Below are 13510 nucleotides of genomic sequence, written 5' to 3'. Positions count from 1 at the left end.
CGAATCGCCCGATGACCCGTTGCCTCCGGCCCGCCGTAATCGGCACTATGCTCGACCAGCTGGGATGACCTCGCGGATGAAGCGCGGAATGACGACGCGAAGCGCCGATGCGGTCGGACAGGATTGGGTCGGTCCGGATCCGGCGATCCGCGCGCGCCCCTGGCGGCGCCTCGTCCTCACGCTGGCTGCGCTCGTCGGGGCCTCGGGGCTCGCCTTCGGGGTCGGCTTCCTGGCCTTCGTCGGCTGCCTTGCCCGCACCGAACGGCAGCCCCATGCCCCTGCGGACGGCATCGTGGCGCTCACCGGCGGGGCGCAGCGCATCGGGGACGCGATCGACCTTCTGGCCGCGGGCTACGGCCGCCGCCTCCTCATCACGGGCGTCAACGAGCGCACCAGCCGCGAGGAGATCGCCCGGCTCAACCCCGGCCAGCAGCATCTCATCGCCTGCTGCGTCGATCTCGACTACCGGGCGCGCAACACGATCGGCAACGCCATCGAGACCCGGCGCTGGATGCGCGAGAACGGCTTCCGCACCGTCGCGGTGGTGACCTCGAACTACCACATGCCGCGGACGCTGCTCGAACTCGGCCACGCGCTCGCGGACGGCAACCGCGTCGTGCCCCACCCGGTCGTCCATGACGGCTTCGATCCGGATGCGTGGTGGCATCACCCGGCCTCGGCCCGGCTCCTGGTCTCCGAATACGTCAAGTTCCTGGTCGCCTGGATCCGCACCCGCTTCGAGACGGATCCGGAGGATTCCCGCGCCGCCGTGCTGATGAGCCGCGGCCGGCCGGTGAAGGTCGTGGCCGAGCCGCTGATGCGGTGATACGGTTTCCGGTTGATCTGTTCGGAAACCGTATGAGGAGGCTACTTGCCGCGGCAGCGGGTGCGCAGCAATTCGCCGAACTCGCGCTCCGAGCCCTGCACCTGGGCGAGGCGCTCCGCGCGCTCCTGGCCCGTGAGGCAGCGTCCATAGACCGTGGCGGCCCGGCGCATCGTGTCGACGTGCTGGCGCCAGCCGCGGCAGCGGTCGGCCTCGTTGTCGCCGAGCGCTTCGAGGCGGTCGATGGCGACGCGCTGCGAGGATTGGGCGACGAGGAGGTCCCGCGCGCAGGTGCCCTCCGCCGCGGGGGCCGCGGAGGGGAGCGCGAGCAGCAGGGCCGCGAGGCTTCGGCGGTACCGCATGGCCAGGGGGTCAGGCCGCCCGCGGGGCCGGCGAGTGAGTGAGGAGCGCGTAGAGCGCGTCCCGGTCCCGGGCCGTCCGGATACGGTCGATGATGCCCGGCTCGCGCAGCACCCGCGCCACCCGCGCCAGCGCCTTCAGGTGATCGGCGCCCGCACCCTCGGGGGCGAGCAGCAGGAAGGCGATGTCCACCGGCTGGCCGTCGAGGGCCTCGAAATCGACCGGGCGCTCCAGCCGCGCAACGAGGCCGAAGAGGTGGTCGAGCCCCGGCAGCTTGCCGTGCGGGATCGCCACCCCCTCGCCGATGCCGGTCGAGCCGAGGCGCTCGCGCTGCAGCAGGGTCTCGAAGATCTCGCGTTCGTCGAGACCGGGCAGATGCTTGGCCGCCTGCGCGGCCAGCTCCTGCAGCACCTGCTTCTTGCCGGGCGCGCGCAGCGCCGGGAGGACTGCCTCCGGCTTGAGAAATTCCAGCAATGGCATCGAAACCGCTGCCTCATCGACGGGACGTTGTGGTCCCGCTCGTTCCCCAGGACCGGAGGCAAGCCGTGGGCCGGTTCTGCCGGCTCACGGAGTGCCGCGTTCCGGCGGATCGATCCATCCGATCGCGCCGTCGGACCGACGATATACGACGTTGACCCGATCCGTTCCAGCATGAACGAAAACCAGCACGGGGGCGCCGGTGAGGTCGAGTTCCACCACCGCCTCGCTCAGCGAGCGGCGGTGCAGCGCGCGGGTGCTCTCGGCGATCACCGGCGGGTGCTCGCCCGTATCCTCCTCCGGCGCCTCGAAGACCGAGTAGGCCGCCTCCAGCACGGGCTCGGCCAGCTCGCCCCGCCGGCTGCCGTTCGGCCCGGTCGCGTGGGTCTTCAGCCGGTGCTTGTAGCGGCGCAGGCGCCGCTCGATGCGGTCCGCCGTCTGGTCGAAGCTCGCATGCGGGTCGTGGGCGCTGGCGGAGGCTTCGAGGGTGATCCCGGACGTGAGGTGCAGCACGCAATCGGTGCGGTAGGTGCCCCCGTCGCGGCCGATGGCGACGTGGCCCGAATAGGTGCCGTCGAAGTACTTGGCCAGGGTTGCGGCCATCCGCTCCTCAACGCGGGACCGAAGGGCCTCCCCCAGGTCCATGCCGCGACCCGACACGCGCAAAGCCGCCATCGATTCCCTCCGGTTTGTTCGCCCGTCGGCCCTTGTGACGCGCGGGGCGCGCCCGGGCCGATCGTTGAAGAGCTAAGAATCGCCGCAGATGAAGTCAACGCAGGGCGGCCGCAGCGTCAACTGGGCCGCAGCCACCCGCGGCTCAGCCCCGGGTCAGCGTGACGTCGAGGGCCGGGCGGTGACTGAGGGTCTGGAACACCACGCAGTAGCGCTCGGTGAGCTTGAGCAGCTGGTCGATCTTCTCCTGCGGGGCGTCGCTCTCGACCTCGAAGGCGAGGCGGATCGCCCGGAAGCCCACCGGCGCGCCCTTGTCGACGCCGAGGGTGCCGCGGAAGTCGAGGTCGCCCTCGGCCTTCACGACGCCCTTGCGCAGGTCGATCTCGAGCGCCGTCGCGACGGCCTTCAGGGTCACGCCCGCGCAGGCCACGAGGGCTTCGAGCAGCATGTCCCCCGAGCAGAGTTCGGCGCCCGAGCCGCCGCTCGCCGGGTGCAGCCCCGCCACCGCGAGCGCCCGGCCGGTCTCGACCTTGCAGGCGATGGCGGTGTCGTCGAGGGAGCCCTGCGCCTTCAGCGTGATGATCGCGGCGTCGGGGTCGGTGCGGTAGCGGTCCTTGATCGGGGCCTGCAGGGCGCGAAGCGCGGCGGCGTCCATGGCGTTTCCTCGATGGCTGTTGTGCGTGAATGGATTAGCACCCGGGCGGTGCGGTGGGCCAGCGCTCGCCACGAGCGGGCGGCCTCCGCCCGCTCGGCACCGGGCGTGGGCGAGCGGCCGGGGCTCGCCAGGATGGTGCGCACCGCCCCGCGTCCCGGCGCGGTGGGCTCGGGGGCGGCCTTGGGCGGACTGGGCCGCGGCCGGGTTCTGCATAGAGAACAGGCCGGAGAGGCCGAACGCGGCGCCGAGCAGGGCGCGGCGGCGGATGCGCATCGTCTCTCTCCCCCGGTGACGGAGGCCCCGGTCCGACAGGCCGGATGGAACGGCCCCGGCCTGTGGATTGCACGCGCGCCAGGGGCTACACAGCGGAGCGGCGGGATCCTCCGTGTCCATCGCCCCTCGTCCACCCTCCGCCTCCGGGGCCTCATGCCCGACACCGCCACCGCCCTCGCCCAGCTCCTCGCCGGAATCGACCAGACCGTCAGCGACCCGACCCGCCTGCGCGAGAGGCTGCTGCCCGGCCTGCGGCAGATCATCGAGGAGGGGCGCGCGCAGGCCGAGCGGAACCTGACGGTCCACCGCGACGGGCTCGCCTGCGCCCGCGAGATCTGCAGCCTGATGGATGCGGTGGTGCAGGCGATCTATGCGGCGGTGGTCAAGCGGCTCTACCGGGCCGACAACCCGACGGCGGGCGAGCACATCGCCGTGGTGGCGACGGGCGGCTACGGCCGCGGCACACTGGCGCCGGGCTCCGACATCGACCTCCTGTTCCTGCTGCCCTACAAGCAGACCGCCTGGGGCGAGAGCGTCGTCGAGGCGATGCTCTACATCCTGTGGGACCTCAAGCTGAAGGTCGGCCACGCCACCCGCTCGGTCGCCGATTGCCTGCGGGAGGGCCGCGCGGACATGACGATCCGCACCGCGCTCCTCGAAGCCCGCTTCCTGTTCGGCGAGCGGGCGCTGTTCGACGAACTCGTCGAGCGCTTCGACCGCGAGGTGGTGCAGGGCACGGCGGCCGAGTTCGTCGAGGCCAAGCTCAAGGAGCGCGACACGCGGGTCGCGAAGGGCGGGGCGTCCCGCTACCTCGTCGAGCCGAACGTCAAGGACGGCAAGGGGGGCCTGCGCGACCTCAACACCCTGTTCTGGATCGCCAAGTACACGTTCCGGGTGAAGGGGACGGAGGAGCTCGTCGAGGCCGGGCTGTTCACGGCGGACGAGGTGCGGCTGTTCGACCGTTGCGAGGAGTTCCTGTGGCGGGTGCGCTGCCACATGCATTTCGCCACCGGCCGCGCCGAGGAGCGGCTCTCCTTCGGGCTGCAGCCGCGCATCGCCGAGCGGCTCGGCTATGGCCCGCGCGGCGGGTTGACCGCCGTCGAGCGCTTCATGAAGTCCTACTTCCTGATCGCCAAGGACGTGGGCGACCTCACCGCCATCGTCTGCGCCGAGATGGAGGCGCGCCACACCAAGCGCCCGCCGGTGCTCAACCGCTGGTTCGGCCGCTTCAAGCAGCGCTTCCGCTCGCCCGACCTCGAGGCGGTGGATTTCCGCATCGACAACGGCCGGCTCAACCTCCGCGACGACGGCGCCTTCGAGCGCGACCCCGTCAACCTGATCCGCCTGTTCTGGCTCTCGGACCGGCACGACCTCGCGATCCATCCGGATGCGAGCCGGCTCGCTACCCGCTCGCTCAGCCTGATCGGCCCGATGGTGCGGGTCGACCCGGAGGCGAACCGCCTCTTCGTCGAGCTTTTGACCTCGCGGAATGCCCCCGAGACGGTGCTGCGGCACATGAACGAGACCGGCGTGCTCGGGCGCTTCGTGCCGGATTTCGGCCGCATCGTCGCGATGATGCAGTTCAACATGTACCACCACTTCACGGTGGACGAGCACCTGATCCGCTCGCTCGGCATGCTGGCCGCCATCGAGAGCGGTGAGGCGAAGGCCGAGCATCCGGTCGCCCACCGGATCATCGGCACGATCCGGAACCGCCGGGCGCTCTACGTCGCGACCTTCCTGCACGACATCGCCAAGGGGCGCAAAGACGACCACTCGATCGCGGGCGCTGCGGTCGCCCGCAAGCTCGGGCCGCGCTTCGGCCTGGAGCCGGCCGAGATCGACACCGTGGCGTGGCTCGTCGAGCACCATCTCCTGATGTCGATCACCGCCCAGAGCCGCGACCTTTCGGACCCGAAGACGATCGAGACCTTCGCGGGCGTGGTGCAGAGCCTGGAGCGCCTGAAGCTCCTGTTCGTGCTCACCATCGCGGACATCAAGGCGGTGGGGCCCGGCGTCTGGACCGCCTGGAAGGCGACGCTCCTGCGCACCCTGTTCTACGAGACCGAGGTGGTGCTGTCGGGTGGCCATTCGGAGGTCGCCCGGACGGACCGCGTCCGCCTGCTGCAGATGCGCCTGCGCGAGCAACTCGCCGACTGGACGCCCGAGGAGTTCGACGCCTACGCGGCGCGCCTCTACGCCCCCTACTGGCTCAAGGTCGATGCCGCGCGCCAGCTCAAGGATGCCCGCTTCATCCGCCAGACCCTCGCGGAGGGACGCACGGTCGCCACGCATTTCGAGACCGACGCGTCGCGGGGCATCACGGAACTCTCCGTCTACTCGCCCGATCACCCCCGGCTGCTCGCCATCCTGACGGGCGCCTGCGCGGCGGCGGGCGGCAACATCGTGGACGCGCAGATCTTCACGACCGCCGACGGCTTCGTCCTCGACACGATCGTGCTCTCGCGCGCCTTCGACCAGGACGAGGACGAGCTGCGCCGGGCCGGCCGCATCGCCACCGCGATCGAGCGGGCGCTCAAGGGCGAGATCCGCATCGCCGACCTCGTGGCCGACCGCCATCCGCGCAAGGACCGGGCGCGCACCTTCCAGGTCGCGCCGGACCTCTCGATCGACAACGCGCTCTCCTCCCGCGAGACGGTGCTGGAGATCTCCGGCCTCGACCGGCCGGGCCTGCTCTACGAGCTCACCACGGCGCTGAGCCGGCTCAACCTCAACATCACCTCGGCGCATGTGGCGACCTTCGGCGAGCGGGTGGTGGACGTGTTCTACGTGACCGACCTCACCGGCACGAAGATCACCCAGCCCGACCGGCAGGCTACGATCCGCCGGGCGGTGATGGGCGTGTTCGAAGGGGAGGGCATCCTCGGACGGCCCGCGCCGAAGCGCGGCGGGGTGCGCCCGAAGGCTCCGGCCGGCGGCGAAGCTTGATTTCGGGCCTCCGGCACCTGATATCAGCGCCTTCCCGATCCTCGTTGTGGAACGATGATGACGCCGAACGACACGGAGAATGCCGCGCGCCCGCTGCCCGAGGGGGCCGTGGACCCGGCCCAGGATGCGGCCGGCGCGCCCGACACCCTCGCTCCCGCCGCGCAAGCGGACGCGGTGGCGGCGCTCGAAGCCGAGAAGCTCGACCTGAAGAACAAGCTCCTGCGGGCTCTCGCCGACATGGAGAATCTGCGCCGGCGCACCGAGCGCGAGGTGGCGGATGCCCGCACCTATGCGGTGACGAACTTCGCCCGCGACATGCTCAACGTGGCCGACAACGTACGGCGCGCCCTCGACAGCGTGCCGGTGGAGGACCGCGCCGCGGCGGACGGTGCGCTGAAGGCACTCCTCGACGGCATCGAACTCACCGGCCGCGACCTCGCCAAGACGCTGGAGCGCCATGGCGTGCGTGCGGTCGAGCCGCAGGGCCAGCGCTTCGACCCGAACCTGCATCAGGCGATGTTCGAGGTGCCCAATCCCGACGTGGCGAACGGCACCGTCGTGCAGGTGGTGCAGACCGGCTACGTGATCGGCGACCGGGTGCTGCGCCCGGCCCTGGTCGGCGTCTCGAAGGGCGGCCCGAAGGCGGCCGAGGCATCGAAGCCCGCCGGCGAGGCCCCCAAGCCCGCCGGCGAGGCCCCTAAGCCCGCCGGCGACGGGCAGAAGCCCGCCGAGGCCTGAGCGCCGGACCACCGCACAGGGCCGCGTTGCGGCACCGCATTGCGGCCGGACGCCCGGTCCGCTAACACCCGGTGATCATCGGCGAGGCCGCTTGGGGCGGAGGGGCCGGCACGGTGGAAGCGAGAGAGCGCCCCGTTTGACGTCGTCCTCCGTCCTGCCGCTCCGGGCCCAGGCGGCCCCGGTCTTCTCACGCTTGGCGCGCCTCTTCGGCCGCGCCCGCCCGCATGCGGCGCCTCAGACCGCTGCCGAGGCCCTGGGCGGCCCCGGAATCCTGGCGGTCCATGGCCTGCGCAAGAGCTACGGCGCCCGCACCGTGGTGCATGAGGCGGGGCTCGCCGTCCAGACCGGCGAGGCGGTGGGGCTGCTGGGGCCGAACGGCGCGGGCAAGACCACGATCTTCTACATGATCACCGGCCTCGTCTCGGCGGACCGGGGCGTCATCAGCCTCGACGGGCGCGAGATCACGCGGCTGCCGATGTACCAGCGGGCCCGGCTCGGCATCGGCTACCTGCCGCAGGAGGCCTCGATCTTCCGCGGCCTCAACGTCGAGGACAACATCCGGGCGGTGCTGGAGGTGGTGGAGCCCGACCGCAAGCTCCGCGAGCGTCGCCTCGACGCGCTCCTCGACGAGTTCAACATCACCCGCCTGCGCAAGTCGCCCTCGATCGCCCTGTCGGGCGGCGAGCGCCGCCGCCTGGAGATCGCCCGGGCGCTCGCCTCCTCGCCCTCCTTCGTGCTGCTCGACGAGCCCTTCGCGGGCATCGACCCGATCGCGGTGGGCGACATCCAGGATCTCGTGATGCACCTCAAGGGCCGCGGCATCGGGGTGCTCATCACCGACCACAACGTGCGCGAGACGCTGGGCCTCATCGACCGCGCCTATATCGTCCATTCCGGCCGCATCCTCACCGAGGGCACGCCCGACGAGATCGTCGCCAATGACGACGTGCGCCGGCTGTATCTCGGCGAGGATTTCCGCCTCTAGGGCGAAAATCCACCCCGTCGCCAGAATTGGCTTTCATCCGCTGGCGCGGCCAAGCGGAGAGCGCATACTCCCGTCCGCGGGTTCGGACGTGGATGACGCACGCGGCCTGCTTTGACGGACCCGCAGGATCGGTTTAAACCTGCATACACGAATCAAAGCAAAATTCGTGCCGAACCCGGGCAGCAGCCGGGGCGGAACACCGGGGCAGGCTGATGGGATTGTTGCAACGGCTCGAAATGCGTCAGGGCCAGGCCCTGGTGATGACGCCGCAGCTCCTGCAGGCGATCAAGCTCCTGCAGCTCTCCCATCTCGATCTTGCGGCCTATGTGGATGCGGAGCTGGAGCGAAATCCTCTCCTGGAGCGCGCGGAGGCCGAGGAGGGGCGCGGCGAGCCGGCGGAGGCGGCGCCCGAGAGCTTCGACGGCGAAGGCGGGTTCGACGGCGAGGCGGCCGAGCCCTGGCTCGCCCAGGATCTCAACCCGAGCCGCGGCGAGATCGAGAGCGACCTCGGCACCCGTCTGGACAACGTCTTCCCCGATGACGGCCCGGCCGCCCGCGAGGCGCCGGGCGGCGACAGCCTCTCTCTCACCCCGGCGCCTTGGGGCAATACGGGCGGCAGCTTCGACGGCGAGGCGCCGGATTTCGAGGCGACGCTCACCAGCGAATCCACCCTGCGCGAGCATCTTGCGGCCCAGCTCGACCTCGCGACCCGCGATCCCGTGGAGCGCCTGATCGGCGGCTTCCTGATCGATGCCGTCGACGAGGCCGGCTACCTGCGCGAGGACCTCGCGGAACTCGCCGAGCGGCTCGGCGTCCGCACGGAGGTGGTCGCGCGCGTGCTGAGCCTGGTGCAGGGCTTCGACCCGTCCGGCGTCTGCGCCCGCGATCTCGCCGAGTGCCTCAGCATTCAGCTGAAGGAGCGCGATCGATTCGATCCCGCCATGCAGGCGCTGGTCTCCCGGCTCGACCTCGTGGCGAAGCGCGACCTCGCGGCCCTGCGCCGCCTCTGCGGGGTCGACGACGAGGATCTCGCCGAGATGCTGGCGGAGCTGCGCCAGCTCGATCCCAAGCCCGGCCGGGCCTTCGGCGCCGGTCCGGTCGAGGTGCTGGTGCCCGACGTCTTCGTGCGGCCGGCCCCGGACGGGTCCTGGCTCGTGGAGCTCAACAGCGAGGCGTTGCCGCGCGTCCTCGTCAACCAGAGCTACTATGCGACCGTCTCCCGCGGCGCGAAGAGCGACACCGACAAGGCCTTCCTGTCGGATTGCCTCCAGACCGCCAACTGGCTCACCCGCAGCCTGGAGCAGCGCGCCCGCACCATCCTGAAGGTGGCGAGCGAGATCGTGCGCCAGCAGGACGGGTTCTTCCTCAACGGCGTGGCGCATCTGCGCCCGCTCAACCTGAAGACGGTGGCCGACGCGATCGGCATGCACGAATCGACGGTCTCGCGCGTGACCTCGAACAAGTCGATCGGCACGAGCCGCGGCACCTTCGAGATGAAGTATTTCTTCACCGCGGCGATTCCGGGCGCGGCGGGCGCGGCGGCCCATTCCTCGGAGGCCGTGCGCCACCGCATCAAGCAGCTGATCGATGCGGAGGCGGACGACGTGCTGTCGGACGACGCGCTGGTGCAGCGCCTGCGCGGCGAGGGCGTCGACATCGCCCGCCGCACGGTGGCGAAGTACCGCGAGTCGCTGCGCATCCCCTCCTCGATCGAGCGCCGCCGCGAGCGGGCGGCGATGGCGGTGCGGTGAGGGTTGGCCGCAGCGTGGCAACCTCTACAGCGCCGCCGCCGTCGGGGGCTGCGTGCGGGCGCGCCGGGCCGCCTCGGCGGTGTCGAGGAGATGCGCGAGTTCCGTCGCCGCCGCCACCACGCGGGCGGCGACCCCCGGATCCGTCACCACCCCGTCCTGGATCTCCGCCTCGCCCGCATAGACCGCGGTCGGCGCCACATGGGCGGTGAAGAAGCCGAAGAGCGGGCGCAGCTGATGCTCCACCATCAGCGCGTGGCGGGCGCCGCCGCCCGTCGCGGCGATCGCCACCGGCTTGCCGGCCAGCGCCTCGGGCGCCAGGAAGTCGATGACGTGCTTGAACAGGCCCGAATAGGAGCCCTTGTAGACCGGCGAGCCGACGATCAGCCCGTCCGCCCCCTCGATCGCCTCGATGAGACGGGCGGCCGGGAGCGGCAGCGCGTCGCGGCTCGTCACGCCGAGGCCCGGTCCGGCATCCACGAGGTCGAACACCTTGAGATCGATCCGCCGCTGGCGCGCGAGCTCCGCCGCGATGGCCTCGACCAGCACCCGGGTGCGGGAGGGGCGGCCGGTATTGCCGGAGAAGGCGACGATGCGGGGAGGTCTCACGGCATGGCTCCGTTCGCCGGACGGTCCGGCGCTGTCAGGACGTGGGGCAACACGGCCCGGCCCCTCGGGTTCGGCGGACCGGGTGCCGTGCCCCCCGCTGCGATCGCCCCCCGCATCCCACTTCATCGCGGCCGCGGCTGCCGTCAAGGACGATTGCGGCGGTGATGCCGAGATGTTGACGGGAGCTGGTTAAGTCAATCGGAACACCGATTCCGCGGCCGGGCGGATGGAGAACGGATCCTTGCGGAAGGCGGCCCGATGCGCGCATCAGGCCGCGATCAGCTCCGGCAGGCGCCGGAACTCGTCGAAGACGAGGGCGGCGCCGGCACCGAGGAGATCCGCCGCCGCGGGATCGTGCCGCCAATGCCCGCCGCCCGAGAAGCCGAAGACCCGCATGCCCGCCGCCCGGGCCGCCCGCACCCCCGGTACGCTGTCCTCGATGACGAGGCAGGCGCCGGGATCCGCGCCCATCCGCTCGGCCGCGTAGAGGAACAGGTCCGGGAAGGGCTTGCCGCGCTTCACCATGCTGGCGCTGAAGACGTGCCCGCCGAAGAGCGGCAGGAGCCCGGTCAGGGTGAGGGCGTGGGACAGCCGCGCCGGGTCGCTGCTCGACGCCACGCAGCGCCGGTCCGGCAGGGTGCCGAGCACCTCCGCCACGCCCGCGATCGCGGTGAGCTCCGCCTCGAAGGCCCGCAGGGTGTCGGCCCGGACCTCGTCCGCGAAGCCCGCCGGGGCCGTCACCCCGTAATCGGCCGCGATATGGGCCATGATCGAGGTCATGCTGGTGCCGGTGAAGCGGCGCGCCACCGTGTCGAGATCAATCGGCACGCCGATCCGGTTGAGGTTGTCCGTCAGCCGCACGAGGCTGATCGGCTCGCTGTCGATCAGCACCCCGTCGCAGTCGAAGATCACCAAGTCGGGCCGTGTGCCCGGCCGTCCCGATCCGCCCATGCCCGCTTCCATCGGCCCTCACCTGTCCCTGGCGCGCGCCTCTGGCGCGTGCCCCCTGGCACCCGGGCCCCGCCCCGATCAATCCCGCCTTGCGCCCTGCGGCCCGGCTCTCTAACTCCAGTTCGCGCCAGACGAGAGTCGTGCATGATCCGTTTCCTAGCCCGTGTGCTCGGGCTCCTGTTCCTCGCTGCGGGCTTCGTCGGCTGCGTCTATGACGGGGCGCGGTCGATCGCCAACAACACGCTCCTCGTCACCTCGGTGAGCGATGTGGCGCTCGCCCTCCTGAGGGACCGGGCCGCGAGCCTTCAGGCGGCGGCGGAGGGCAGCCAGCCGGCCCTGTGGAAGCTGCTCGGCCTGCCCCTCACGCTCTCGCCGGCTGCCCCCATCGCCCTCGGGATCGGCCTCCTGCTGCTCTGGCTCGGCCAGCCGCCGCGGCCGGGCATCGGCACGCTGGTGCGGCCCTAGAGCGCTCGCTCTCCGCCGACGTGGCTGCCCGCTCGCCCGGACTGGTGAGAGCGGCCGGCCCCCGGCCCTGGAGCTTCGGGGCGCGCGTAACCATATCCCGCTCGTCACCGAACATGGCGACACGTGTTCGAGACGGAGCGAGCCGATGCTGTTCTTCCGCAAGCGCGCCGAGATGCCGGCGCCCGACCAGATCCTGCCCGGCCGCCCGACGCCGCTCCCGACCGCCGAGCGCCACTTCGTCAACGGGCGCCCGCTCAAGGGACCCTACCCGGAGGGCATCGAGACCGCTCTGTTCGGGCTCGGCTGCTTCTGGGGCGCCGAGCGCAAGTTCTGGCAGCTCGGCGACGGGATCTGGGTGACGGCCGTGGGCTACGCCGCCGGCACGACCCCGAACCCGACCTACGAGGAGGTCTGCACGGGGCTCACCGGCCACAACGAGGTGGTGCTGGTCGCCTACGACCCGGCGGCGATGCCCTTCGAGCGCCTGCTCAAGACCTTCTGGGAGAGCCACGACCCGACGCAGGGCATGCGCCAGGGCAACGATGTCGGCACGCAGTACCGCTCCGGCCTCTACGTGGCCGATGCGGAGCGCCGGGCGCAGGCCGAGGCTTCGCGCGACGCCTATGGCGAGGCCCTGCGGGCGAAGGGCTACGGCCCCATCACCACCGAGATCCGCGATCCCGGTCCCTTCTACTTCGCCGAGGCCTATCACCAGCAGTACCTGGCCAAGAACCCGGCGGGCTATTGCGGACTTGGCGGCACCGGCGTCGCCTGCCCGATCGGCACCGGCGTGCGGAATGCGGCGGAATAGGCCCTACTTCGACTTCAGCACCGCCCGGCAGGCCTCCGGCAGGGCCGCCATCGTCATCGGCGGCTTCGGCTTGCCCGCGGGGCCGGGCTTGGGGTGCAGCACCGCGTCGCTGAACCAGTAGTCGAGTTCGGCCCCGCAGCCGTCGCCGGCGGGCGGCGGCTCCTGGTCCTTGCAGGCATGGTCGCCCGAGGGGCATTCCAGCCGGATATGGAAGTGGTAGTTGTGGCCGTACATCGGCCGCACCTTGGTGAGCCAGCGGCGGTCCGCGCCCGCCTCGCGGCACAGGGCGAGCTTGATCGCCGGGTTGACGAAGATCCGGGCCACCTCCGACTGCTCCGCCACCATCCTGATGAGCCGCCCGTGCTCGGATTGCCAGACCGCCGGGTCGATGTCGCGCCGATCGGGCCGCACCACGTTCGTCGCCGACATCTCCTCGCGCTCGGCGCGGCTCAGGCGGCGATCCGGCATCGGGGTGAGCCAGATATCGGCATCAAGGCCGAGCTGGTGGGAGGCGTGGCCCGTGAGCATCGGCCCGCCCCGCGGCTGCGACATGTCGCCGACGAGGAGCCCCGGCCAGCCCGCCCGGGTCGGCGCCTTGGCGGCGATCCGCTCCAGGAAGGCGACGAGGGCCGGATGGCCCCAGTTCCGGTTGCGCGACAGGCGCATCACCTGCCAGGTCGGGCCGTCGACCGGCAGCGCCTCCGCGCCCGCCACGCAGCCGCGCGCGTAGGAGCCGATGGCCTGCGGCGGCAGGCTCGCCGGTGTCGTGGCGCGGCCGAACAGGGCCTTGGCGGGGGTCGTCGGGTCATCGGGATTGGCGAGCGGCGGCAGCGGCTTGGGATCGAGGGTGCCGCGGTCCTGGGCGCGGGCGGGCAGGCCCGTCAGGGCCAGGGCCGTCAGGGCGAGGGCGATCGGTCGAATCGGCATGGGCGCAAGGCTAGACCGGTGCGGGCGGCAATGAAACCGTCCTGGATGGCAACGAAACCGTCCGCAG

At 71.5% G+C, this 13510-nt stretch carries 14 protein-coding genes; 7 read left to right on the top strand and 7 right to left on the bottom strand.

Annotated features, from left to right (window positions below):
- Positions 1-88 precede the first annotated feature (88 nt).
- Positions 89-826: a YdcF family protein gene (locus tag MNOD_RS05565; RefSeq protein ID WP_015927856.1), complete on the top strand. Its 738-nt coding sequence runs from the start codon at positions 89-91 to the stop codon at positions 824-826.
- A 41-nt stretch (positions 827-867) separates the two neighbouring features.
- On the opposite strand, the gene MNOD_RS05560 is transcribed toward MNOD_RS05565, so the two are convergent.
- The 4 genes from MNOD_RS05560 to MNOD_RS05545 form a co-directional block, all read right to left on the bottom strand.
- Complete coding sequence (locus tag MNOD_RS05560) at positions 868-1185, bottom strand: hypothetical protein (RefSeq protein ID WP_015927855.1); 318 nt, start codon at positions 1183-1185, stop codon at positions 868-870.
- Positions 1186-1195: 10 nt separating this feature from the next.
- Entirely contained in the window at positions 1196-1663 is a 468-nt protein-coding gene (ptsN, locus tag MNOD_RS05555) for a PTS IIA-like nitrogen regulatory protein PtsN (protein WP_015927854.1), read from the bottom strand.
- A gap of 84 nt (positions 1664-1747) precedes the next feature.
- Entirely contained in the window at positions 1748-2335 is a 588-nt protein-coding gene (gene hpf / locus MNOD_RS05550; RefSeq protein WP_015927853.1) for a ribosome hibernation-promoting factor, HPF/YfiA family, read from the bottom strand.
- Positions 2336-2477: 142 nt separating this feature from the next.
- Positions 2478-2987, bottom strand: a complete 510-nt coding sequence (locus MNOD_RS05545) for an OsmC family protein (RefSeq protein ID WP_015927852.1) — start codon at positions 2985-2987, stop codon at positions 2478-2480.
- 426 nt (positions 2988-3413) lie between these two features.
- On the opposite strand from MNOD_RS05545, the gene MNOD_RS05540 reads away from it, so the two are divergent.
- The 4 genes from MNOD_RS05540 to rpoN all read left to right on the top strand — a co-directional run bounded on the left by MNOD_RS05540 (position 3414) and on the right by rpoN (position 9683).
- Complete coding sequence (locus MNOD_RS05540; protein ID WP_043748143.1) at positions 3414-6209, top strand: [protein-PII] uridylyltransferase; 2796 nt, start codon at positions 3414-3416, stop codon at positions 6207-6209.
- A 57-nt stretch (positions 6210-6266) separates the two neighbouring features.
- Positions 6267-6947, top strand: a complete 681-nt coding sequence (grpE, locus tag MNOD_RS05535) for a nucleotide exchange factor GrpE (RefSeq protein ID WP_015927850.1) — start codon at positions 6267-6269, stop codon at positions 6945-6947.
- A 136-nt stretch (positions 6948-7083) separates the two neighbouring features.
- Complete coding sequence (lptB, locus tag MNOD_RS05530; protein WP_015927849.1) at positions 7084-7932, top strand: LPS export ABC transporter ATP-binding protein; 849 nt, start codon at positions 7084-7086, stop codon at positions 7930-7932.
- Between the two features lie 212 nt (positions 7933-8144).
- A complete protein-coding gene (rpoN, locus tag MNOD_RS05525) occupies positions 8145-9683 on the top strand; it encodes an RNA polymerase factor sigma-54 (RefSeq protein WP_015927848.1) in 1539 nt (512 codons plus the stop codon).
- 24 nt (positions 9684-9707) lie between these two features.
- Here rpoN and msuE read toward each other — a convergent pair whose 3' ends face one another.
- Together msuE and MNOD_RS05515 are read right to left on the bottom strand one after the other, a co-directional pair.
- Complete coding sequence (gene msuE, locus MNOD_RS05520; RefSeq protein WP_015927847.1) at positions 9708-10289, bottom strand: FMN reductase; 582 nt, start codon at positions 10287-10289, stop codon at positions 9708-9710.
- A gap of 267 nt (positions 10290-10556) precedes the next feature.
- On the bottom strand, positions 10557-11240 hold the full coding sequence (locus MNOD_RS05515; protein WP_043748138.1) for an HAD family hydrolase: 684 nt from the start codon (positions 11238-11240) through the stop codon (positions 10557-10559).
- A gap of 144 nt (positions 11241-11384) precedes the next feature.
- Between MNOD_RS05515 and MNOD_RS05510 the strand changes: the two genes are divergently transcribed.
- Both MNOD_RS05510 and msrA read left to right on the top strand, forming a co-directional pair.
- Complete coding sequence (locus tag MNOD_RS05510) at positions 11385-11705, top strand: hypothetical protein (protein WP_015927845.1); 321 nt, start codon at positions 11385-11387, stop codon at positions 11703-11705.
- A 145-nt stretch (positions 11706-11850) separates the two neighbouring features.
- Positions 11851-12516 carry a peptide-methionine (S)-S-oxide reductase MsrA gene (gene msrA / locus MNOD_RS05505; protein ID WP_015927844.1) on the top strand — a complete coding sequence of 222 codons (666 nt, stop codon included), beginning with the start codon at positions 11851-11853 and terminating at the stop codon, positions 12514-12516.
- Positions 12517-12519: 3 nt separating this feature from the next.
- Here the strand turns inward: msrA and mepA are convergent, their stop codons facing one another.
- Positions 12520-13443, bottom strand: a complete 924-nt coding sequence (mepA, locus tag MNOD_RS05500; RefSeq protein ID WP_015927843.1) for a penicillin-insensitive murein endopeptidase — start codon at positions 13441-13443, stop codon at positions 12520-12522.
- Positions 13444-13510: the final 67 nt, after the last annotated feature.

Source organism: Methylobacterium nodulans ORS 2060, assembly GCF_000022085.1.
In the GTDB taxonomy this organism is placed as follows: domain Bacteria; phylum Pseudomonadota; class Alphaproteobacteria; order Rhizobiales; family Beijerinckiaceae; genus Methylobacterium; species Methylobacterium nodulans.
The sequence above is the reverse complement of the archived record's forward strand: the minus strand, read 5'-3'. Positions and strand labels throughout refer to the sequence as shown.